General features: G+C 41.2%; 17 protein-coding genes. 5 read left to right on the forward strand and 12 right to left on the reverse strand.

Features of this window, described 5'->3' with window-relative positions; genetic code table 11:
- Positions 1–118: 118 nt before the first annotated feature.
- Genes D7Z94_RS21940 through phnA form a run of 5 tightly spaced genes read right to left on the reverse strand, consistent with a single transcriptional unit; the run spans position 119 to position 5,785 of the window.
- Positions 119–1,396 (reverse strand): MFS transporter, encoded by a 1,278-nt coding sequence (locus tag D7Z94_RS21940; RefSeq protein ID WP_120713787.1) that lies wholly within the window; start codon positions 1,394–1,396, stop codon positions 119–121.
- Between the two features lie 2 nt (positions 1,397–1,398).
- The gene (locus tag D7Z94_RS21945; RefSeq protein ID WP_120713788.1) at positions 1,399–1,968 is read right to left on the reverse strand and encodes a helix-turn-helix domain-containing protein; all 570 of its coding nucleotides are present in this window, start codon (positions 1,966–1,968) and stop codon (positions 1,399–1,401) included.
- Between the two features lie 11 nt (positions 1,969–1,979).
- A complete protein-coding gene (locus tag D7Z94_RS21950) occupies positions 1,980–3,098 on the reverse strand; it encodes a 2-aminoethylphosphonate aminotransferase (RefSeq protein ID WP_120713789.1) in 1,119 nt (372 codons plus the stop codon).
- Positions 3,099–3,119: 21 nt separating this feature from the next.
- Positions 3,120–4,547 (reverse strand): aldehyde dehydrogenase family protein, encoded by a 1,428-nt coding sequence (locus D7Z94_RS21955; RefSeq protein WP_120713790.1) that lies wholly within the window; start codon positions 4,545–4,547, stop codon positions 3,120–3,122.
- Between the two features lie 26 nt (positions 4,548–4,573).
- Complete coding sequence (gene phnA, locus D7Z94_RS21960) at positions 4,574–5,785, reverse strand: phosphonoacetate hydrolase (RefSeq protein WP_120713791.1); 1,212 nt, start codon at positions 5,783–5,785, stop codon at positions 4,574–4,576.
- Positions 5,786–6,088: 303 nt separating this feature from the next.
- Between phnA and D7Z94_RS21965 the strand changes: the two genes are divergently transcribed.
- From D7Z94_RS21965 to D7Z94_RS21985, 5 genes are all read left to right on the forward strand, one after another.
- Complete coding sequence (locus D7Z94_RS21965) at positions 6,089–6,691, forward strand: RNA polymerase sigma factor (RefSeq protein WP_120713792.1); 603 nt, start codon at positions 6,089–6,091, stop codon at positions 6,689–6,691.
- Between the two features lie 268 nt (positions 6,692–6,959).
- The gene (locus tag D7Z94_RS21970) at positions 6,960–8,156 is read left to right on the forward strand and encodes a FecR family protein (RefSeq protein ID WP_120713793.1); all 1,197 of its coding nucleotides are present in this window, start codon (positions 6,960–6,962) and stop codon (positions 8,154–8,156) included.
- A 150-nt stretch (positions 8,157–8,306) separates the two neighbouring features.
- A complete protein-coding gene (locus D7Z94_RS21975; protein ID WP_158594702.1) occupies positions 8,307–11,834 on the forward strand; it encodes a SusC/RagA family TonB-linked outer membrane protein in 3,528 nt (1,175 codons plus the stop codon).
- 18 nt (positions 11,835–11,852) lie between these two features.
- Positions 11,853–13,382 (forward strand): SusD/RagB family nutrient-binding outer membrane lipoprotein, encoded by a 1,530-nt coding sequence (locus D7Z94_RS21980; protein ID WP_120713795.1) that lies wholly within the window; start codon positions 11,853–11,855, stop codon positions 13,380–13,382.
- Positions 13,383–13,414: 32 nt separating this feature from the next.
- Entirely contained in the window at positions 13,415–14,971 is a 1,557-nt protein-coding gene (locus D7Z94_RS21985) for an Ig-like domain-containing protein (RefSeq protein ID WP_120713796.1), read from the forward strand.
- 438 nt (positions 14,972–15,409) lie between these two features.
- Here D7Z94_RS21985 and D7Z94_RS21990 read toward each other — a convergent pair whose 3' ends face one another.
- From D7Z94_RS21990 to D7Z94_RS22020, 7 genes are all read right to left on the reverse strand, one after another.
- On the reverse strand, positions 15,410–16,408 hold the full coding sequence (locus tag D7Z94_RS21990; RefSeq protein ID WP_120713797.1) for a 2-hydroxyacid dehydrogenase: 999 nt from the start codon (positions 16,406–16,408) through the stop codon (positions 15,410–15,412).
- 134 nt (positions 16,409–16,542) lie between these two features.
- A complete protein-coding gene (locus D7Z94_RS21995) occupies positions 16,543–17,352 on the reverse strand; it encodes a type 1 glutamine amidotransferase (protein ID WP_120713798.1) in 810 nt (269 codons plus the stop codon).
- The gene (locus tag D7Z94_RS22000; protein ID WP_120713799.1) at positions 17,349–18,527 is read right to left on the reverse strand and encodes an iron-containing alcohol dehydrogenase; all 1,179 of its coding nucleotides are present in this window, start codon (positions 18,525–18,527) and stop codon (positions 17,349–17,351) included. The genes D7Z94_RS21995 and D7Z94_RS22000 overlap by 4 nt, the downstream gene beginning before the upstream one ends.
- A 50-nt stretch (positions 18,528–18,577) precedes the next feature.
- Positions 18,578–19,960, reverse strand: a complete 1,383-nt coding sequence (locus tag D7Z94_RS22005; protein ID WP_211341842.1) for an aldehyde dehydrogenase family protein — start codon at positions 19,958–19,960, stop codon at positions 18,578–18,580.
- Positions 19,961–19,962: 2 nt separating this feature from the next.
- A complete protein-coding gene (locus D7Z94_RS22010) occupies positions 19,963–21,318 on the reverse strand; it encodes a glutamine synthetase family protein (protein WP_120713801.1) in 1,356 nt (451 codons plus the stop codon).
- A 121-nt stretch (positions 21,319–21,439) separates the two neighbouring features.
- The gene (locus tag D7Z94_RS22015) at positions 21,440–22,921 is read right to left on the reverse strand and encodes an amino acid permease (protein ID WP_120713802.1); all 1,482 of its coding nucleotides are present in this window, start codon (positions 22,919–22,921) and stop codon (positions 21,440–21,442) included.
- 62 nt (positions 22,922–22,983) lie between these two features.
- Positions 22,984–24,078 carry an alkaline phosphatase family protein gene (locus D7Z94_RS22020; protein ID WP_120713803.1) on the reverse strand — a complete coding sequence of 365 codons (1,095 nt, stop codon included), beginning with the start codon at positions 24,076–24,078 and terminating at the stop codon, positions 22,984–22,986.
- Positions 24,079–24,113 lie beyond the last annotated feature (35 nt).

Below are 24,113 nucleotides of genomic sequence, written 5' to 3' on the forward strand. Positions count from 1 at the left end.
GTGAAAAAGTGTTTTATCCACACTTAACAAAGTAATGTACAATTACGATTTTACAATAATTTAAGTTTGAAGTTTTAATATGCTTTTGTCTTACTAAGGAGCAGTAAAGCCGAAGAAGTCAATGTGCCATTTGTCTATCAGGACTTTTGAAATTCCATTTCAACGCTGCCAGTCCTCCGCCAATAAACGCCATGATCACAAAGAAATTAAAAAGATTGTCCCATCCGTAGTTTTCATTGATCAAAATAACAATATAGCCGGAGAACATTTGCCCTATGGATCCCATACCATTGATAATACCGGCAGCGGTTGCCGCCCCTTTTTTTCCACCAACATCCATTGATCCTGCAGTAGAAATAAGTGAATCGGGCCCATAGGTAGCCATACCTATCAACGCAATACTGATGATGGTTGCCGTTTTTCCGAAAGGAACCAAATACGGATGTATTAAACAAGCCAGACCAAGCCCGATTAACATTATGGCTACAGTGCTGAATCGCTTCGAATTGAAAAGTCTATCAGAAGCATAACCGGCAATAATGACACCGAAAAATCCGATCAGTTCAAAAACAGACGACATATACCCTGCTTCACTTACATCATATTTCAAGGCCCTTTCAAGATAAACAGGAAGCCAAAACAAAAAGGCATAGCGAGTCATCTTAAGAATCATATAACAAATGGAATAAATCCAAAGTGCGTTATTTTTAAGAAGTAAACCCAAAATTTTCATTTTTTCGGATTTTCCATCCATTTTAAACTCATACCGATTTTCGAGTATACTGGGAAGATTAATTTCCTTTGGATTATTTCTGGTAAAAAGTAGGTAGACGAAAGCAACTACAAAAATGATTATGGAGGGAAAAATATAACCTCTTTTCCAACCCCATTCCGAAAGGAAATCCATATCAAAAGCAACATAAGTAGCAAAAATCGTTGCCAAGAATGCCCCGATAACATAGCAGGTAGACCACCACGACATTACAATACCCCTTTCATTTGCCTTAAACCAAGGTGTCATATTCTTGATAAGTCCACTCCAACCAGTGGATTGGCCATAGCCGTTCACTGCAATTAAGAAGATGATTATCCCGACTGAAAAAGACATTCCGAGAAACAGGTTTCCGATAGCTGCAAGAAACAAACCAAAGCTTACTACTTTACGAGGACCAAAAACATCTGATAAAAATCCGTTCAAAAACTGTCCTAAAGTATAAACCAGGCTATAAACAAAGATGATTCCTGCATAATCCGAATTTGATAGACCCAAATCGGTTTCCATGGAACTCCAGGTAACCGACAGGTTTTTCCTTCCAAAATATAATCCTGCGTAAGCAATCCAAGTCAGTATAAATATTCTTTTTCTCCAATAATTTTGAGCTGTGGTCAATGCCATTATTAGTACGCTTGCTTTTTTATCATATACATTTTAAGCATGGTCGCCGAGGCCTTGTACTCATTTTGAACGGCATGTGGAATAGATCCGTCGAAGAACAAAATATCACCCTCTTCCAGTATCAGTGTTACATCATTGATTATATAATTTACCTTACCCTGAATAACATAAATAAGCTCAATGGCATCAGTAGAGATCGGTTCTCTGTAAACGTCCGTATTTACTTTTACCAAATAGGTCCTTAGGTTACTTTCGGATAGATTATTTGAAAATAGAAACGTGTATTCCAACCCCAATGAATCGTCTCGTTCTTCAATCGTTCCTTCTCCTTTTCGAATAAGGATATATTTTTCAGCGTTGTTCGCTGCCAGATTTAATTCGGAAAGATCAATTTGTAACGACTGCATTATTTTTAATAAAACTGGAAGTGAAGGTGTTGTTCGAAAGTTTTCTATTTTAGAAATCAACCCTATGCTAACATCGCTCATTTCTGCAACTTGTTTTAGACTTAGGCCTTTGTTCTGCCTAATTCTCTTTAGCTGCTTTCCAAGGTTTACGAGTATATCTTCCATGTTAGGTAATTTTATTTGAGGTAATTTATTTGAATAAGATAGGCTTTTAGAACTTTTAAGAAAGCTTCAATATCGGTATAATCTATTTGCCCTATGTTAGAAATCCGAAATGTATCATAATTATTCACTTTGCCCGGATAGATCGTAAATCCTTTCTCAAAGAAAAAATCATGCATTTCCTCAAAGTCGTATTTCTCGGTAGCGGGCTCTATAATAGAGGTGATAATTTTTGAATGGTGCTCTTTGTCTATCAAATACTCCAATCCCAATTCTTCGATACCGTTCAGCAAAGTTTCCCATGATCTACCATACCTCGCATACCGCTTTTCAATAGTTTCCTCTTTGGTTTCAAGAATAGCCTGTTTTAATGCATAAAAGGTTTGTACCGGAGGGGTGAACCTAGTTTGGTGCGTTTTTTCAAAATAGGCATATTGAGCGTACAAATTCAAATATAGGTTGCGCATTGGAATGACCTCGGTCTCCAACAACACCTGTCTATTGCAAATGGCAAAACCGATTCCGGCCATACCTTGGATATTCTTGTTGGAGCTAGCCGCTAAATAATCGATGTTCATCAACTTCATGTTAACAGGGATAGCGGCAAAACCACTCATTGAATCCACAATAAATTGTATCTTATAGGTAGCACATAGCTTACCTATAGCCGAAATATCATTCAACAAACCTGTTGTAGTTTCATGATGAATCATTGCGAGATGGGTCAATCCTTTCTCAAATTTTATGGCATCCTCCAGATTTTTTAAATCTATCGGCTCTATGGATGATGATTTGAAAACTAAAGTATCTATTTTATATGCGCTGGTAATTTGGCACATACGTTTACCATAGGCTCCATTATCTATAATTAGGATTTTACCGTTTTCAGGAATTACCGAGCTTAATATCGCCTCGACCGTTGCTGTTCCTGAACCTCCAAAGAAAACGGTAGCATAATCCTTGGGGTCTCCAACAAATCGTGTGATTTCGGTGGCGCAATACTCCATTAGGTCGCCAAATTCCTTCTCTCTAGGGCAAATATCCGGTATAACCTGCGCAAATTTCACAGTGTCCGTAGTTGTAGCGGGCCCAGGATTTAATAATACGTTTCTGGTAATTTGTTTTATTGACATGTGTTCTATTCCATTTTTAGATTAGGCAATGTCCCAAGGAAGGGAATATGTTTTTACATAGGTATAGCCTTTCATGGTCTCTATTACCCCTTCCTTATAACCAAGACCGGAATCTTTTACCCCTCCGAACGGCGTCCATTCCAAGCGATAACTTGGGGCTTCATTTACGTTTACGGTACCTGTATCCAGCTCGGTAATTACCCTTTGAATGGATGGCCAATGGTTGCTGACCACACCTCCAGACAATCCGTAGGGCGTATCATTGGCAATTTCAATGGCCTCATCCAAGGTTTTAAAGCGAATAATGGGCGCCACTGGGCCAAAGGTTTCTTTTGCCACCACCTCGTGTGTATTTTGAACATGGTCCAAAACTGTTGGAGCAAAGAGTGCCCCATCCCTTTTATGGCCGGCCAAACATACGGCACCATTGTCTATGGCATTCTGTACGCGGGCTTCCATTTCTTTGGCTGCTTCTTCGGTAATGACGGTACCCATGTCGTTTTCTTCATTGTACGGATCTCCATATTTCAGTGCCTTGACCCTATCGGCCAATTTTTGGGCATAGGTGTCGGCCAAACTTTCGTGAACCAATATCCTTCGTATAGCGGTACAACGCTGTGCCGAATTTTTGAAGGTCCCAGCCATGGTAACTTGCACGGCCTCGTCCACATCTGCATCTTCCAAAACAAGTAATGCCGAACTTCCCCCGAGTTCCAAGACCAACTTTTTGTACCCTGCTTTGGATGCTATTATCTTTCCTACCCTACTACCTCCCGTAAAAGAAACCATGGTAATATCAGGGTGTACGGTCATCATTTCAGCGGTGGCTTGAATATCAGCGCCATTTATTACGTTCAACATGTTGGGTGGCAACCCACAGTCCAGCGCCAATTGTGCAAAATAGTATGCGGACAAGGGTGTTCGTTCCGAGGGTTTTAAAACTACGGTGTTATTAGTCGCAATTGCAGGGGCAATTTTATGCACCACCTGATTCATGGGATGGTTAAAGGGTGTAATGGCACTGATCAGTCCTAAAGGAACGCGGGTTGTATAAATTCTTCTGGGCTTTCCGTTTTTGGATACATCGCAGGGAAATACCTGGGAATCGTCATCCAAGGTTTTCATTGCAGAAAATCTTAGTACATCGGAAACACGACTGGCCTCATATCGTGTATCTTTTAAGCACAGACCTGTTTCATCGGTAATCATGCGGCTTACCTCATCCACCCTTTCCTCTAGTGCGTCGGCTATTTTGTTTAGAATATCGTACCGCTCGTATCTGGTCAGCGTAATTTTTGCATTCTTGGTATCCCTTAATACTTCGTCCAAGGTTTTGTTATCGATAGATGAGACCCTTCCCACCTTTTTTTTTGTATAAGGATTGAACACATCTATCCATTCATTGCCCTTTACTTGCCTTCCGTTAATTATACTTCCAAATTCGATCATGGTGTTACTTTTGGTGGTTCCAGTGTTTAAAATCCGTTACTCAAAAAATGGAACAAGTCAAAATTTCTACTAGTCCCTGATTTTAGTTTTTGATGATATTCCTTGCTCAATTTTTTGTTGAAAATCATGGGAACCTCCTGTGAATGCTCGCCACCATGGGAACGAAGACCTTCCTTCACTTTGTCCAGATCATGCCATTCAGGAGTCCTTCCAATGGTTGTGGAGGCATCGGACAAGATTACCAAATCACCAATTCTATCACCTGGCAGCTCAAATTTCTCAACAGCCTCCTGGTTGGTGAGCACGGTTTCAATGCCATCTAGGCTTAGTAGATAGTCTTTAGCGTCCAATAATTGCGATTTATCCTCAAGGTATAAGGTACCGTACCCTCCAAGGGCCCCATGATGCACAACATAAGGATCTGTAATTGGTAAAATTACTCTCGTTTTAATATTTTGGGCGTCCAGTAATTGTTCTATGAATTGTACTTTGGGAGTTCCATCTACCTTTGTTTTTGCTTGCATACCATGATCGGCAGTAACACCAATAATAGCACCCAATTTATCCAACTCCCCTAGCCAATGGTCAATTTTTGCTAAAAAATCATTGGCATCATCACTTCCCGGAGCATATTTATGTTGTACAAAATCTGTAGTAGTCAAATACATCACATCAAAATGCTCTTTTTGTAACAATTTCGCCCCTGCTTCTATACAATACACTGAAATATAAGGGTCATAAATACCAGGTCTTTCTTTTCCCATCAAACCCTGTTCTACATTTTCAATACCATTTTCTTCCAATGTAGCTTGATTGGCAAATTCCGCGGAAAAACAAATTCCATCTAAATTATGGGCCAACATTTTTCGCAATTTGTCTTTTGCGGTTACCACAGCTACCTTGTGATCGTTTTGGCTAAGTACAGATAAAATGGTAGGCACTTTTAGGTATTTGGGATCATTCATCATTACTTCCTTTTGAAGTTCGGTATCCCAATAAAAGTTTCCACAAATACCATTTAGTTTGGGCGGAACCCCAGTTACGATCGCCATATTATTTGGGTTTGTAAACGATGGAATCACACTTTTCACCATTCCGAAAGAACCCTCATTGATAAAGCGTTGTAAATTGGGCATAACATCTTTAGCTTGCTCGTAATAGGGATACGAAGTCCCGTCCATACATACCCCGATAATCGTCTTCTTGTGTTTGGGATAATCTCTATTGTTTATTTTCATTTAATACGCTGTTTTCTGGAATAAAATTATAGCAAAAGTAAAATTATTTTACATATATTATAATTTTTTATTTAAAAATGTTTACTTTAGTTATAACTATTTTACTATTTGTAAAAATTATGTTTCTCTTTACACCAAATATTGTTCCAGGATACATACACTTATTGACAGCAAGGATAAACCAAATGGAGCTCTCGAAAACACCTTTAATATTATCAAATGATTAATAATTTATTCAGGAAATTAACCGGTCTAAAAAAGACTAATTTGTGACTACCAAAAACTAACTTAGATTAACATCTAATGAATACCCTAAAAAAGGACATAAACAATGAACATGGTTTATGGACCAGTTTTCTTGATGGGAATAAGGTGGCTTTTGCTACAATTTATACCAGGCATGTAGACGCTTTGTATTCATATGGCTTTAAGATATGCCCAAATACTGATTTGGTAAAAGACAGTATTCAAGATGTATTTATTGATCTATTTCAACATAGGGAGCAACTCTCGAAACCTTCCAATATTAAATTTTATTTGTTTAAAGTCCTAAAACATACCGTTTTTAGAAAATTGAGAAAGGAGCGGAAATTTGGAGAGTTGTCAGAACAGACCCTTGGATTGTTCCAAACTGAATACAGTATTGAAAAGAAAACCATTCTTAACGAAATAGAAAGAAATAGAAGTTTGCTTATTCATAAGACTTTGGCCCAGCTGTCTTCCAAACAACGGGAGATTTTGTATTTAAGGTTTACCATGGGCTTTAGTTATACCGAAATTTCAGAAATCGTTACCATAGACCATAATTCCGTTCGCAAACAGGTGTACAGGGCAATAAAAAAGCTAAGGGAATGCGACCATTTTAAAAATAACGAGTGTATCCTTTTGTTTTATCAACTCTATTGAATTGGTAAATTAAAACGGCCCTTCTATCTACTTCTAATAAGATTTCTTCCAGGGGAGCTAACGATTCCATTCCAAAATGTCTTTCACTTCAATATGATTTAAATGTTTTAATACTGTGAACCAGCATTTTACATACTCATTTCTGAATATATATTCTCTTTTTTGATTATAAAAAAAAGGGGCTTGGATGGTGAATCTTAAAAAAAACTGAAAAAAGTGTCCACAAATACGACCTTGACTTCCCTTTAGATTAAACACTAAAGAAATTATGAGCCAATATTCGAAATATTTGGACGATCAAGGTTTCATAGATTGGATATTCCACCCAACAGTTGAAAACAGCTTGTATTGGGAGTCCTTCCTCTTGGAGAATCCCGAGGAAGAGGAGACTATTTGCCACTTGAAAAATATACTGCAATCCTTAAAAACCAAAGACCACAGTCTGACAGATAGTGAAAAAAAGGAAATTCTAGAAAAAATCCTTATCAATATAGAACAACCCAAAAAACCAACAAAACTCCGTCGATTGCCTTTAAAGTTTGGGCGTTATGCCGCGCTGTTGGTAATCGCCTTTGGGTTGGGCAGTTATTTTATCCTTGAATGGGATACTAAAGAAGATTTCTCCTTCGAGAATATACGGACTACTTCTATAGATTCCCTTACGGAAACCCAATTGATTCTTAATTCCAGGGAACAACTGCTCATAAGTAATAATAAATCGACTGTTAAATATACCCGTTCAGGAGAGGTTATCGTAAACGACAACGACACCCTATCTACTTCAAAAACTGCTGAAAGGGCTACATCTTTAAACCAATTGATAGTACCCTTTGGAAAGCGTAGCAAAATATCCCTATCGGACGGCTCCGTTGTACATCTTAATGCAGGCTCTCGATTTGTTTTTCCGGAAAAATTTAATGGAAATGACAGAAAGGTGTTTTTGGATGGGGAAGCCTTTTTTGAGGTGGTATCAAACGCGGATCAACCCTTTATTGTAAAAACACTGGAAAAAGAATACGAAATTGAAGTAGTAGGAACAAAGTTCAATGTTTCCGCCTATGCCTCCGATAAGCACATACTTGCTGTACTAACAGAAGGAGAGGTGCACATAAACAAAGCCATTAACTCTTTTTATTCCAAAAAGACAAAATTGAAACCAGGGGAATTGGCCACTTGGGACAAAGCGGATAAAGGGATAACAGTGGCAACGGTAAATACAGATGACTATACGCTTTGGATGGAAGGGATACTGCAATTTGAAAGCCAATCCGTATACGATGTAGCCCAAAAAATTGAGCGTTTTTACAATATTCAAATAAACCTAGAGGAAACTTTGGCCAATGAAATTCGCATCAGCGGAAAATTGGATCTGGCCAATAATGTTGAAAAAACTTTGGCAAATTTTGCCGTAGTCTCAGCTTTAAAACTTGATAAAATCAATGATAAAGAATATGGGATGAAATAAAAAACCAGGGAATGTTCCAGCACTCCCTGGCTACTATACCTGTTAATGGTTAACAGGCACTTTGTTTAATTAAAACTAACACAATTTATGAAATTTAATGACCATCCGTACCATTGCCCCTTGAATATTAGGGACAAAATCATTCGGTTTATGAAATGTACGACTCTCTTCCTGGTAATTCTGGCCTGTTATTCTTTTGCCGATTCGTATGCTCAAAAAACCAAACTTGATCTTGAATTTAAAAATGCTACCATAATCCAAATAATTGAAAGCATTGAAAATCAAAGTGAGTTTATTTTTGTTTATAACGATGAGCTCCTACCAACCTTAAAGATCCAAACAAGCAATGTTAGTCTAAAACGGGCAACCATTGATAAGGTATTGGATAGGGTATTGGACAAAAAAGGTGTTCTATATATTATAGAAGGCCGTCAAATAATCCTAAAAAAGGGAGTACTGCAATCCACTAATGTCCTACCCGTTAATTTGGAACAAGTAGATGTACAAAGCGAAATTTCTGGAACCGTTACGGACAAATCTGGCGTGCCCCTACCCGGCGTAAATATTTTGGTACAGGGTACTATTTCTGGAACGCAAACTGACTTTGATGGAAACTTTAGTATTGAAGCCAATGAAGGTGATGTGTTGATTTTTTCGTACTTAGGTATGAAAACAAAGCAAGTTACTGTTGGTACAAGTATTACAATTAACGTAATACTCGAAGAAGACGCTGCGACACTTGATGAGGTCGTGGTAACAGCTTTAGGTATTTCCCGAGAGAAGAAAGGTTTGGGGTATGCAGTACAAGAGCTGCAGGGAGACGACTTGAATGAGGCTCGTGAGAGTAATTTTGTTAATTCCCTTTCTGGAAAAGTTGCTGGTGTTAACATTACCACTTCAGGTGCTGTGGGTTCCTCTTCGCGAGTAGTTATTAGGGGGGAAAGTTCTCTAAATTTTGGAGGCAATGAACCCTTATATATTGTTGACGGCATTCCTGTAGGTAATGACGGAACGAACAATGCTACGGATGTTGATTATGGTAACAGCGCAGCTGAGATCAATCCTGCGGATGTGGAATCGCTTACAGTTTTAAAAGGACCTGCCGCCGCCGCACTTTATGGGTCTAGGGCCGCAAATGGCGCCATTGTGATAACTACGAAATCCGGAAAGGATGGTCAGGGTCTTGGAGTTACTTTTACATCCGGAACCACAATGGAAACTATCCTTAGGCTTCCGAAATTTCAAAACGAATTTGGCGGAGGAAGGAACGGGATATTTGAAGGCTCTAATTTTGGGGCCAGTTCCTCTATCTACCCGGATGGTCTCGAGGATGGTTATGATGAAAGTTGGGGGCCAAGGTTGGATGTAGGTACATTGGAAAGACAATTTCATTCCCCTACTTTGGGAAGAATGCGTGGCGGTGACGTGGCCAACCCAAATAGAGGGGAGGTAATACCTACACCCTGGATATCCAGACCCGATAATATTAAGGACTTTTTTAATACCGGGTATTCCATTTTCAACAATATAGCGCTGACAGGATCTAATGACAGAGGCAATTTTAGGCTCTCCTACACCAATCTTGATCAAACAGGGACCATTCCAAATAATGATTTGGAGCGAAACACCATTGCTTTTAAGTCTAGTTACAGACTGTCCAATAAATTCAGTGTAAATGCCGCCATGAGTTATATCAATACAAAAAGTAGTAACAGACCTGAAACAGGTTATGGCAGGCGCTCAATTATGTATTTTATGAACTGGTCAGTTCGAAATATGGATATCGATGCCTTAAGGGACTATTGGCAAGAGGGTTTTGAAGGTACGCGTCAGTTCCAATACAACTATGGAGAAAATCACAACAATCCATTCTTTTACCAGTTCGAGAACACTAGAGCCCAAGATAAGAACCGTCTTTTTGGAAATGTAAGCCTTACCTATGATTTTTCCGAGCATTTCTCTCTTATCGCAAGGGGGGGCACGGATCTCTTCAATGATTTTAGGCCTATGAGATGGGCTCCAAGTACTGTGGGGCGTGAATTTGGATCGTATCGGGAAGTTACAAGATATTTTGAGGAGAATAATTTTGACTTCTTGTTACGCTATAAAAATAAAATTGGCGACAAGTTCAACTATGTGATTTCTGGTGGTGGAAACCATCTGAAAAGAAATCAAAGGTATAGATCTATAGAAGCTCCCCAATTGTTGATTCCCGGTATTTATTCCATTGCCAATAGTGCGGCAGATGTATTGACTGAATCTAACGACAGTGAAAAAGTAATCAATAGTTTGTACGCCTTTACAAATTTTGACTATGACAATACATTTTTTGTGGATATAACGGCAAGAAATGATTGGTCCAGTACACTTCCAGCGAAGAATAATTCTTATTTCTATCCTTCAATTTCCTTCAGCACATTGGTGGACCAACTTTTGCCCATGCCCGAATGGGTATCTCTGGCCAAAATAAGATTGGGAGCTGCACAGGTAGGTAGCGATACAGATCCCTATAGTCTAAATAATACGTTCGGATTTGCAGGAACGTGGGGGTCCAATTCTTCACTAAGTAGCGGTAATTCGTTGTTAAACAACAATTTAAAACCAGAGACGGTAACCACTTATGAAATTGGTACAGATATCAGACTCTTCAATAACCGGCTTGGCCTGGACGTGACTTACTATGATACGCGGTCGAAAGATCAAATCATTCAGGTGCCCTTGGCAGCTTCAACAAGTTATAGTGATCGAGTGATCAATGCGGGAGAGATTCAAAACAAAGGTTTTGAAGTAATGTTGAACGCAACACCCATAGAATTCGAAAATGGATTTAAATGGAGCACTTTTATCAACTATTCGCAAAATGAAGGCAAGGTGTTGGAACTTGCCGATGGCATTACCGCTATTATCCAGCAAGCTCCTGGTGAAGACGGATCCATCCAAGCCAGAATTGGTGAAGAAATGGGTGCCATTTGGGGTCCGGGTTACCAACGCGTTGAAAGCGGTCCCATGCAAGGCGAAATAATCATATTCGATAACGGACGGCCCAGGGCAACTTCCGAGCAGATCTATCTTGGAAATTTTAATCCAGATTGGCAAGGGAGTTGGGGCAATACCTTTTCGTATAAGAATATTAGCTTATCGGTCTTGGTAGATGTTCGTTGGGGCGGAGAGTTTATTTCCAGATTTTTCAACAAGGGTGTAGGAGCCGGGCAATTGATAGAAACTCGGGTAGGAAGATCGGCAAGGGAAATAGGTAGAGAATACGATGACCCTTATTATAAGGTAGGGGCCGCACAATTGCCCGATGGCACTTATGTACCAAACTCAACAAGTACGGACGGCACCTTCAGCGAAGGGGTTTATGGTACGGATGCACGCCAATTCCATAAATCCATAGATCACATCAGTGAGGCCCAATTATTCGATGCGACTTTTGCAAAACTTCGTGAATTAAGGTTTGGATATCAATTTCCGAATGAATGGTTTAAAGGACTTATAAGGGACGTTCAATTCTCTATAGTCGGTCGAAATCTCTTCTTGTGGACCCCTGATAGCAACCAACACTTTGACCCGGAAGTCGCGACCGCAACCGGCGGTGGTGGTTTAATACCGGGTTTTGAGAACATGAGCCTTCCATCCACAAGGAGTGTTGGATTCAACTTAAACATGAAATTCTAATACTAAAAAGATACTATAATGAAAAAGGTATATAAATTTTTAATTTTAGGATTATGCGCATTGTTCATAACCATTTCTTGTACGGACAATTTTGAGGATATCAATACAAATCCCAATGCGCCCGATAGAATAGAGGATCCATCCCTATTACTGGCAGAGATCATCAAGAACCTCGCAAATGAAAATTGGGACAACTCCTTTGATCGGGGCGCGATCATTTCAGATCAAATATCCAACTTCTTTGTAAGTTCATTTGCCGATTTTGCCAGGGCCGAAGTAGGCAGGTTCGGTTGGGATTTCTACGGAACATTAAAAGATGTCGATTTTATGATCGCCACTGCTGAAGAGCAAGGGCTCCAAAATTATGTAGGCATCGGATTGGTACTCAGGGCTTGGATGTTTCAAAACTTAACGGATAACTTTGGCCCTATTCCCTACAGTGAAGCAGGAAGTGCCAGGGAAGATATCAACTTTCCAAAGTACGATTCACAGGAAGCAGTTTATGCCGGAATTCTGGGCGAACTGGAAACTGCCAACAGTATCTTGGGTAGTACAACGGAAGCCGTACAGGCTGATATTTTATATGCTGGCGATGTACAAAACTGGAGGAAATTTGCAAACGGACTTCGTCTTCGAATATTGTTGCGACAGTCCGATAGGAAGGATTCCGCCGCAGAGATGCAAAGAATAGTCGGTAACCCTACCGCCCACCCCCTGTTTACTTCGCATTTGGACCAAGCCGCCCTTCAATATTTAGAGGAGACACCCAATGAACATCCAGCTTACACGGGAAATGTAAGTGATTTTTCGTCTTCATCCTCCACGAGGTTGGCACTCAATATGGAAGGAATTCTAAAATCAATGGATGATCCGCGTATAGCCGCTTTCGCATTGCCTACATCGGCCACTATCGACACCCCGAACCCAGAGTACTTTGGAGTGCCAAATGGAATTTCGGATATATCAGGTTTTAACGGTGGTCCGGCAAATCAATCGCTTATGGGCTTGTTGTTTGCTCCAAGACAATATGATACCGAGGTGGTATCCCCCAATGCGGCACAAAGCGTTTTTATGCCCTATTCCGAGGTGCAGTTCATACTTGCCGAAGCTAGGGAAAAAGGTTATATCTCTACGGGAGATGCAGAGACATACTATTTGAATGGTATTCGAGATCAATTTGAGTATTACGCAAGCCGGATTCCCGATAATTTTGGGGTACCATCGGCAGCACAACTCATACCTGACCCCAGCTACTACAGCCAAAATACCGTTGCCTATACCGGAACCCAGGAAGAAAAGCTGAACAAGATATATACCCAAAAATGGTTATCGTTGTTTTTGGTCGGTTTTGAAGCATGGTCAGAATGGAGAAGAGTTGGTGTGCCGAGCATAACGGCAGGAGACGATTCTATCGGGTTTGTTCCGGTAAGGTATGTTTATCCGGCTGATGAACAAACGGTAAACTCGGACAACTACCAAGAAGCTGTAAATATGCTTGGCGGAGAGGGAGACCTAATTTCAACCCGGGTTTGGTGGGATGTTGACTAATTAAATCGAATAAAAAAATTAATACAGATACAATGAAAACTAAAAAAAATAAAACGTTTTACTATTATATGGCCGCCTCTTTTCTAGTAGCACTTGGCCTTGTCATTTCTTGTTCGGACGATGATGATCTCGTAGGGGATATTGTTAATCCCTATGTAGTAAGTTACAATCCTGTTTCAGGTGTTGGCGGCGTAGATTTAAGCAGCAATTTGGTATTGACATTCGATGATATCGTGGAAAAAGGAACGGGAAATATCACGATTACTACAGATATACCAGAAGGCACACAAGTTATCGATGTTAATTCAGACCAGGTAGAAATCAGTAATGTAGGTAGAATAATGACCATCAATCCCCAAGATTTTTTGTCCGGGAGAAATTACCAGGTAGTGTTGGATGCAGGAATTGTCAAGGACACCGCAGGGAACCTGTTTTTTGGAATGCCTGATAACGAAGAATGGATTTTTACTTCTGGTGGTAACCCAGGGGATTTGGATGCTCCGGAAATTGCGGAACTTATCCCTGCGGATGATGCCACCGATGCGGCCGTGTCCTCTATTGCCCTAAACTTCAATGAGGACGTTAAGGTAGGTACAGGTGAGATCACTGTATATGAGAGCGGGGGCGCTGCTGTTGCAACTATAGATGTTGAAGGAGAATTTGTGACGATCGAGGGACCTACACTTTCTGTGGCCCTAGCTAGCAGTCTTGCTTTTGGCGGAGATTTTTATGTCCAAATCGCAGATGGGGCTATAAAAGATATCGCTGGGAATAACTTCCCAGGTATCTCGGACGATACCTCTTGGAATTTCACGACCACACCGGGTAGTGGTACGGAATTAGTTGTTCATTTACCTCTTGACACGGACATGGGAGATATCAGTGGAAACAAGTTCGATGCTGTTTTGGGTGCTACGGCAACTGTAGATGTTGAATTTGTCACCGATGCAGAGAGAGGGCAAGTAATACATTTTGCCTCTGGTTCCTATGCCTCACTTCCAAAGCACGATTTATTGAGACCTTCCGGTTCGCAAGATTTCAGTGTTAATTTTTGGGTAAAACAAGATGTTGCAATTGGATCAGATCCCGCCCTCTTAGGAAATAGTGACTGGGGTGGTGGATCAAATCAAGGTTGGGTCTTAGCCATTGATGGTGCTGATTCATATGTTCCTGGACCAGGTGATGACGAAGATGGTTGGACCATAAATCTTGCAAATGGTAGTGAGAGAATGGATTGGGAAGGCGGTAGAACGGACACTCCTGGTGAAGCCCCAAATTTAGCTGACGGCGCATGGCATATGGTTACTATGGTAATCGATCAAACCAACAAGGAGTTAAGGGTGTATGCTGATGGGGTAGAATATAGTCAGTCGGATAATCTTCCAGGTACCCGTAATCTAAATACGCTATTAGGCGGAGCAATGTATGATGAGGTCAACGATTATTCTTTTAATTTATGGGAAGATGGTAGCGGAGTCTATAATGCAGGTAGTGACACCCGTTCTCAGTTAGATGGATTTATGGACGAAGTGAAATATTATAACAAAGCACTTACCGTTGATGAAATCACGGCTTTGTTAAGTGAGTAAAGACCGAAGCTCAATACGGAAATTGTTGTATTGACATACCGGTTGACAAAAATGAGGTTTCTGCTTGTTGAGTTAGTTTTTTTGAATTAGACTAAATTGCCCTGTGCAATACAGGGCGTTTAGTTTGATTTGTATTCGATCTCCAAGCTAGAAGCCTTATTTTTAAATACAGTTGAAAAACAGTTATACATAAGGAAAAGACAATACCAAGGGAGCAGGGAGATAACAACTCCACCCAAAACAGAAAGATATATCCCAAAAATTTGGATGAAGAAACCGAATACCGGATTGAAGAAGATTCAAGGTATTTTCTTCACCAGATACTTTCCACTCCTGTTATGCCTTCCGGTCATTGCCTTTGTCAATCTTGGCCATATACCCTTGCCACCAATAGGGCGTAAGGGAAACGCACCCATGGTTTGCAGCATTGTATGTTGCTTACTGTTGACTTTTATTTTGGAGGCGCGGGTCTTTTGATTTAATGATAACCTGCCTATTTTCGATTACTTCCGAACATCGCTCCAAGGTCTCCAGTTCAAGTCGGTTCATAGCTTCCTTCGTATAAAATGTCAGGTGGGGCAAAAGCATTACATTTTCCATTTGATAAAGCTTTTTTAAAGGATGGTCAGATTGATTCAAGGGTTCTGTACTGAAAACATCAAGGCCTGCCCCGGCTATCTGCTTCCTCTCCAAGGCATTTAAAAGTGCCATTTCGTCGATCAAGGCCCCTCGGGCAGAATTAATGATAATCGCCGTCTTCTTCATCACCGACAATTCATTTTTGCCTATGATGTGCCTGGTCTCACCATTTAAAACTGCATGTAGGGAAATGAAATCGGAAGCTTTGATTAAGTCTGTGAGGCTATTATACTTTTCAATCCCATGTCCGGCCAATTCTTCTTTGGTCTTCCCTGGGTCATAGCCTATAACTCTTGCCCTAAAGCCCAAGCCCGCCATTCTGGCCATACTTGTCCCGATTTTTCCACACCCTACGATACCCAGCGTTTTTTCCGCAATATCGAGTCCAAGCCATTCTTGACTTGGCCAAGCCCAAGCCTTATTCTCCATTTGCCTTTGTAATATCGGTAGTTTTTTCGCAAGGGCGATAAGCATGGCAAATGCCCCTTCCGCGACCGTCTCTTCAGCATACTCGGGGATATTCACTACTACTATTCCACGTGCATGCGCCGCAGGTATATCAATCGCATCTATTCCTACACCGTATTTTATTATTGCTTTGAGCCTCTTTGCCGCATCGATGATTTTCTTCGTAACAGGTGTGTAGCACATCAATAGAATATCGCAATCCTCTATTTCTTTGACTAGTTTATCTTCAGGCACCCCGTCAGGGAGCAATACCAGGCGGTGCCCGCTTTCTCTAAGCGTTTTATCTACAAGTGGAGTTTCAAGCTCCATATCGGTTCTAATTATCTTCATGTGGTTCTATTATTTATAATGTCCAAGCTTTGATCAAAAGGGGTTAAAAGGATCCGACTTTCGCTTAGCACATGGTCAAAACTTTTGTTTTTGCCCTCCCGTACCAAACAGGTACGCCCGGAGATATCTTTTCATTAATTATACCCATGGTTCTTAGCGATATATCTTAACCAAGCCATTATTTCTTGGGTATGTAGCTGATAGTTTATTATTTCTTGTGGCAATCCCTTTTGTTCAGATAGTCCAACGGCAAATTTCTCAACTTCAGCTACCGTAGCAAAACGACCGCTATCTATCAGTTTTTTTGACAAAAAGGAAGTGATTAATGCCATATCCGAAGTTTTGAATTCCGGATGGTATTGAACCCCAAAAAATAGGGCTTTCTTATACCTAAAAGTCATGGCCTGCACTTTTGAATGTGGGTTGCTTGCCAAAACTTGGGCGTTTTCAGGTAGTTTTGTTATTTCATCAAAATGTATGCAAAGTGACGAATAGCCCGAATTTCTGTTGGCAAAAAAAGGACTTGCCTTGCCAAGTTCAGTAAGCTCAATAGGCTTCGATATGCCAAATTCCAAGCCATTGCCGCCTAGGGCCACTTTTCCTCCAGATACTACGGTGGCTACCTGCATACCCCAACAACTTCCATAAAAAGGTACTCCGCTCTCGAATATGGTCTCCGCAAAGGTCAATTGGTGATTTACGTCGGGAATATCCTCCAAAACACTCAAAGAGCTTCCGGTCCAAAGAACACCGTCATATTCCTTTAACTGTGAAGTAGAAGGTAGGTTTTTACCCTTATCCGTGGGGAAGGCTACATCTGTCCTTGCTTTTGGCACAAGAAATCTCAGCATTTCCTGAAAAGTTATATGATAGGGTTTTATTCCGTAACCCTCCCTTTTGATCCGGGTCACTTCATTGTTTCCTTCAACTATTAATAACTTCACACTTGAAATCGATTTAAATCACCACTCACCGCTGCCCTAAACAGATTTTCCAAATCCAGGGCATCTACGGGTCTCGCATTGGTGGGGGTAGATGGATCTTTAAAGGCCATTTCACCTATTTCCTGGGCATTTTCTTCGTCAATTCCTATTTCTTGAAGTGTATGAGGTATCTTTAATGCCGCTCTAAGCTCCAATATGTATTTTATAATGGTATCCGTGCCCTTGTTTGGAAGCTCCAACACGTTACTTAAGTACATCATTTTATCCTTGATGACGGATTCATTTTGTTTTAGGGCATAGGGTAATAAAATTGCATTTAGCAGGCCGTGTTGCTTATTATAGATAGCCCCTAACTGATGTGCAACGGAATGTATGGAGCCCAATCCCTTTTGAAATGCAGTAGCACCCATAGAAGCGGCAACCAACATTTGTCCCCTTGCGATTATATCGGTTCCATCGCTAAACGCCAAAGGCAAATACTTCGCTATTATCCTAATGGCTTCTATGGCAATACCTTCTGCCATAGGATGATAACTCGGTGCGCAGTAGGCCTCTATGGCATGTACCATGGCATCTATACCTGTCCAGGCTGTAATATTTGCTGGCAGACCAATGGTCAACCCTGGATCGGATATGACCAATGTTGGTAACATTTTGGGGTGAAAAATTATCTTTTTGGTATGCAATTTTTCATCCAAAATAACGGATGCCCTACCTACTTCAGATCCGGTACCCGCCGTAGTCGGTATCGCAATTATAGGTGCAATACCTTCTAAATCTGCATGTGTCCAATTGTCGCCCACATCCTCAAAATCCCATAAGGATCGTGACTGTCCGGACATAAACGCGATGGTCTTGGCCGCATCGATAGCTGAACCGCCTCCAAAGGCAATGACTCCATCATGCTGATTCTTATTGTAATGGGCTACTCCCCCCAATACATTGGCTTCTGTTGGATTTCCTTGTACATTACTATATATGGTAAAATCTATACCTCCTTGCCTTAAAATGTTTATCGTATTTTCAACAATATCCAATTTCACCAATCCTTCATCGGTAACAAATAATGGTTTTTTAATCCCTAGTTGTTGACATGCCAACGGTAAATCATGTATTCTATCTGTTCCGAACCAAATAGCCGTTGGAAAATTCCAATTTGCATGTATTAATTTCATCAATAATCCTTTGTCTAAAACTTTAAAAATATCCGTTCCTTATAATCTTGCTACTCCATTTTGCGAAAATGGAAGGACTTTGTCCGGGTAAGGTGTTCATATCCCAATTTTGACAGGGTGACCCCTCTTCCTGAATTCTTGACGCCTGTCCAAGCTAAGGCAGGATCCAAATAATCGCATCTGTTCATGAATACAGTACCTGCCTCAATGCGATGCCCAATACTTTGCGCCTTGTCCGTATCCGTGGTCCACACGGAAGCAGTTAGGCCATATTGGGAATCGTTCATCAATTGAATCGCTTCACTATCGTCCTTTACTTTCATTATTCCCACCACGGGGCCAAAACTCTCCTCGGTCATTACGTCCATACTATGGTCTACATTGACCAAAACATGGGGCGAAAGATAAGGGCTGTTCTTTTTGGAGGCTGGGAACAAGGATTCATCTACCAGGGAAATGGCCCCTTTGTCCAAGGCCTTTCCGATTTGTGTCCTTACATAATTGGCAGCCTCGGTTTTTACCATAGGCCCTAGATTGATTTCCTGCTCCAAAGGATTGCCCAATCGATACCCTTTGGTCAGGCTTACAAAGCCATCAATGAACGTGTCGTACACAGATTCATGAACGTAGATTCTTTCAATTCCACAACACGATTGCCCACTATTGAAAAATGATCCGTCGACCAAATTTTCGATACTGTAATCCAAATTGGCATCTGCCCTTACATAGGCCGGGTCTTTTCCTCCCAATTCCAGTCCACATGGAACAAACGTATTGGTCAGTGCGCGTTGCACTGCAATCCCCCCTTTAACCGATCCCGTAAAGCAAACACCCCCTAATTTAGGGTCTGCAATCAATTTGGCCGTGTTTTCATGATTTAAGTGCAAAATCTGAAATACCCCTTTTGGCAGTCCTGCTTTTATAGCTGCCTGGGCATACCGCTCCGCCACAAGAGGGGTCTGAAAGGAGTGTTTTAAAATCACCACATTTCCTGCCATCAAAGCAGGAATAATAGCATTGACGGAGGTTAAAAAAGGATAATTCCAAGGACTCAATACACTTATGATGCCCAAAGGAACCCGATCAACAAATCGTTTTCCCGGACTTTGGTCTTCCGGTATGTAGGGAGCCAGGGCCTCTTCCGCTATTCCAATCATATAGTTGGCACGATCTTCAAAACCTCCTATCTCTCCAGGAGATTGACCCACGGGCCTTCCCATTTGCCAAGTAATCTCCTTCGCAATATCTTCTTTGTCCGCCACAATCGCGGTCACAAAAGATGTTATGTAGTGTGCCCTTTCCTTAATGGGTAAATCTGCCCAAACAGGAAAAGCCTTGCTGGCCAAGTTTATGGCATCTTCAATATCCTTGGAACCATGTTCTTTGGTAGAACAGTACACGGAGCCATCTATGGGTGAAATGGTGTCCCTCATTTTTATATTATTTCAAAATATCTGTTTAATTGCCAATCCGTTATCGCTCTGCGTTGCTGTTGATCTTCCCATTCCCGGGTATAGGCATAGTGATCAACGAACACATCGCCGAACAAGTCTCTCGTCGCTTTGGAATTTTTGAATTGTTCGGCCGCTTGAGTAAGCGTTCTGGGCAATTGAAGCTCAGCCGGAAAATCGATGTCGTAGGCATTTCCGGTAACCGCCTCCAAGGGTTCTATCTTATTTTCAATACCCCATATACCGGAACCTAAGGCCGCCGCCAATGCCAAATGCGGATTAATATCGGCGGCCGAAACCCGATATTCCACCCGTTGGGATTTTGCGGTTCCCGGAATGGCCCTAATGGCACAGGTGCGGTTATCCAAGCCCCAAGATGCAGCGGTAGGAGCCCAAAAGCCAGGAATGAGTCGGGTATAACTATTACAGGTAGCGGCTACCATTGCCAAAACTTCAGGCATTAATTTTTGTTGCCCTCCGATAAACCATCGCATCACATCGGACATGCCATCTGTTTTGTTTTGATCAAAAAAAGCAGATGACCCGTCCTTTTTCTGTAAGGAAATATGAATATGTCCTGATTGTCCGGGATATTTTGGTGACCATTTAGCCATAAAGCCGGCCATCATGTTGCGCTGTTGTGCCCAGACTTTTACAAAGGTTTTGAAAAACGCTGCGTTATCGGCCGCTCTCATCGCATCCGAATGTTCAATTGCCGCTTCGAGAACCCCTGCACCGGTTTCTGTGTGCAAGCCTTCCAATGACATCCCCATTTCCTCTGTCAAATTCATTATTTCATGATACAAATGGGCATGGGAAGAATTACGTAAAACGGAATATCCAAAGTTACCGGGGGTAATCGGTTCCAAGTTGTTGAAGTTTTTGTCCCTGGCCGTTTTTGGGGTTTCGTTGAATAGGAAGAACTCAAATTCGCAGGCGGCCGTTGCCGAATACCCTAAGCCATCCAATCTCTCCAAGATTTTCTTAAGAATGGATCTTGGGCAAACCGCAGCTGCTTCACTCTCTGAGAAATCCGCCAAAAAAATAATAGATTGCTTATCTTCGGTTGGCAAAATACGCATAGTAATTGGGTCTATATGGGCGGTGGCATCGGTAAATCCATCACGCCATCCTGTAAAGGAATCCTTATCATATAGCACATCATCGGAGTCCCAGCCAAAAATCACATTACAGAACCCAAATCCTTTGTCCAGTGCCGAAAGAAATTTCTTGGTGTTTACATACTTACCCCGAAGTATTCCATCCATATCGACCACGGCCAATTTTATATTTTTTATTTGATGCTCCCTTATGTATTTTTTAATCGAATCCGCTGTCATTTTTTCTTCATTTTTTTACCCATGTTTCGTTAAATTAACTTGAACCTCACACTCGATTGGAACAGGTCTGCTTTTGAAGTCATTAATTTAAAAAAGTATCAAGTTATAGCAGTACTAATTTTTATTCTTTTTCCCTTATTTCATGTTCCAAAGCGAACTCTTCTTCTGGTGAAAGTATTAAGCGATGTCTCCCTTTTAACCCGAAATAAATCAATCCGATTACTAAATATCCAATAGCTATAAAAACTGCGGTTCTATAAGATTGATCCTGAAGCTGAAAACAAATTATTAGAAAGGCGAGAAAAATGGTCATCCATCCGCCAAAATTTCCAAAAGGGCTCCTATAAGGTCGCTCCAAATTCGGCTTCCTTTTCCGCAATAAAATAAATGAGCCACATTGCAAAATGTAGGACAGCATGGCACTGAAAACTGCGATATTCAGTAAGGCACCACCAATAAAAACCCCACTTTCATCCCCAGCCAAAAAATCTGTTATCATTAATACCCCAAAACCAATGGCAGAACCCAAGATCAAAGCAGTATATGGCGTTTTTCTTTTACTATGCGTTACCGATAAAATTACTGGAAAATAGCCAGCTCTTGACAGTGAATAAATTTGTCGCCCAAAGGCGAAAATTATGGTGTGAAAAGATGCCAACAAACCAATAGAGGCAACCAGGGCAAGGAGCTTGGCTATATTGTTCCCAAACAAAACCTCGAAGCCATCCAATAAGGGCTCACCGGATTGTGACAATGCATAGGAGCCCAAGGGGATCGAAGCGTTTAGCCACAATATTAAAAAAGCAGAGATTATTAAAGTAATAATGCCATACGTTAATCCTTTGGGCATGTCTTTTTTGGGGTCCACGGATTCTTCTGCCGCCAAAGGCAATTGCTCTATGGCCAAAAACAACCATACAGCAAAGGGCATTGCTTTTAAGGCCCCTATTAGTCCCATAGGGAGAAACGGACCTCCCCCTCCAGATACATGCTCCGCTTTTCCATCTGTTCCTGCCTTAATATCCAATGCAAAGGTCGTAAAGTCTATATTTCCTATGGATGATATCCAAAAGATCACCAAACACCCCAAAGCCAAGAAGGTAAGTGCGATCGTAAAGCGAAAGGACAATGCAACGCCAACTATATTTAAAATGGTAAATACCGAATAAAAACCAAACCACCAAAAGGGCAACATCTCCGGACTAGTCTCAAAGATTCCTGCCATATAATGGCTAAGGAAAAAAACGATAACAGCCGGTGTTAAAATGAACTCCAAGTTTTCTACCAGACCGGTAAAAAACCCTCCCCATGGCCCCATGGCCGATCTGGCAAATGAGTAAGCTCCGCCAGTATGTGGCAAGGCGGGGGACATTTCCGCCACACACTGGGTGAGTCCTATATACATAATGGCAACGATAATGGTAGCAATAAACATACCACCCCATCCTCCGGAGGCCAACCCTAGATTCCACCCCGAAAAATGCCCGGAGATAACGGCACCCACACCCAAAGCCCATAACGACCAAACCCCTGCATGGCGTTTAAGTGCTCTGGACTCAAAATAAGATTTGTCCATTTTCTTATACTTCACACCCTTCGCCATGTTGGTTATTTAAGTTATTGATCGGCCTGTAATTTAATGATAATGTTGTACTTAAATCTTTGTCAATTTGTTATGAATTCAAATTCGGGTCCCATCTTGGCTTGACCCACTTGAACGTTTAATAATTTAGCTACGGAAGCCGCAATTTGATCTGTGTATAATTGTTCTTTGGAGGTGACTTCTCCCCTAGGTTCTATACCTTTTCCAAACGCCACTAACCATACCTCATCCGCTCCCTTGATATCCTTGCCATGGCTTTTCCATGTATCTAAAGGCTTGGTTCCCCTACCATGATCCGTTGTAATCAAAAATGTTGTATTCCCTTTATAGTATATATCACTTTCAACAAAATCCCATAACTCCTTTATAAAACCATCGGTTCTATTCGCCGATGTTAGATACGCCTGATAATCTCCATCATGTGCAAAATCATCCGTTTCCCCGTACGAAATGTACACCAAATCAGGGTGGGTTTTTTTCATCTGTTCCAAAGCATAGCCATGGGTGAAGGCATCGAACCGTACCGTACCCCACGGACTGGGTACTATGGGCTGTAGTTCGTTCAAAAACCTTTCCCGTTCTGTCAGTTTATCCTCGGTGGCGATTTCGAATCCCGCATTTACCGGAACGCCGGAACGTTCCTCATTGATGATGAATGGAAAAACATCCCAGCTGCCAAAAGCTACCACTTTTCCCTTATAGGCAGGACGATTATTCGCAATTTCCAAAATGGTTCGATTCGGATTGTTGATCTTATCATTGCTAGTGATTCTTTCGTCATCGGCCTTCCCTGATAATATTTCGTTATACCCGGGATAGGAGAACCAATGTTTATTGGTCAGGTTCATTTTACTTCCAAGTGATCTATTCCCATGTATTTGTCCCATTTCATCAATAGAACCCCATACAAAAGGCATTAGCCTCTCCCTTCTTTCTTTTGCGTTTTTCCTCCAAAACTGTTTTTTTAAACCTGTGGTATCCGCTACATATTCTTCATTGGTAATCAGCAAGGAATCTGCACCGGTAAACAGCTCTTGCCAACGAAAACCATCTAACGTAATTAAAATGACTTTCGGGCTACTATCTTCTTGGGCATATAAATCTGACACTTGGAGACATCCGAGAAGCAATGCTCCGATTAAAAAAAATTTCTTCATAATTGTTGAGTGTTGCAAGTTCATTCCAATGTGGG

The organism is Ulvibacterium marinum, from assembly GCF_003626755.1.
In the GTDB taxonomy this organism is placed as follows: domain Bacteria; phylum Bacteroidota; class Bacteroidia; order Flavobacteriales; family Flavobacteriaceae; genus Ulvibacterium; species Ulvibacterium marinum.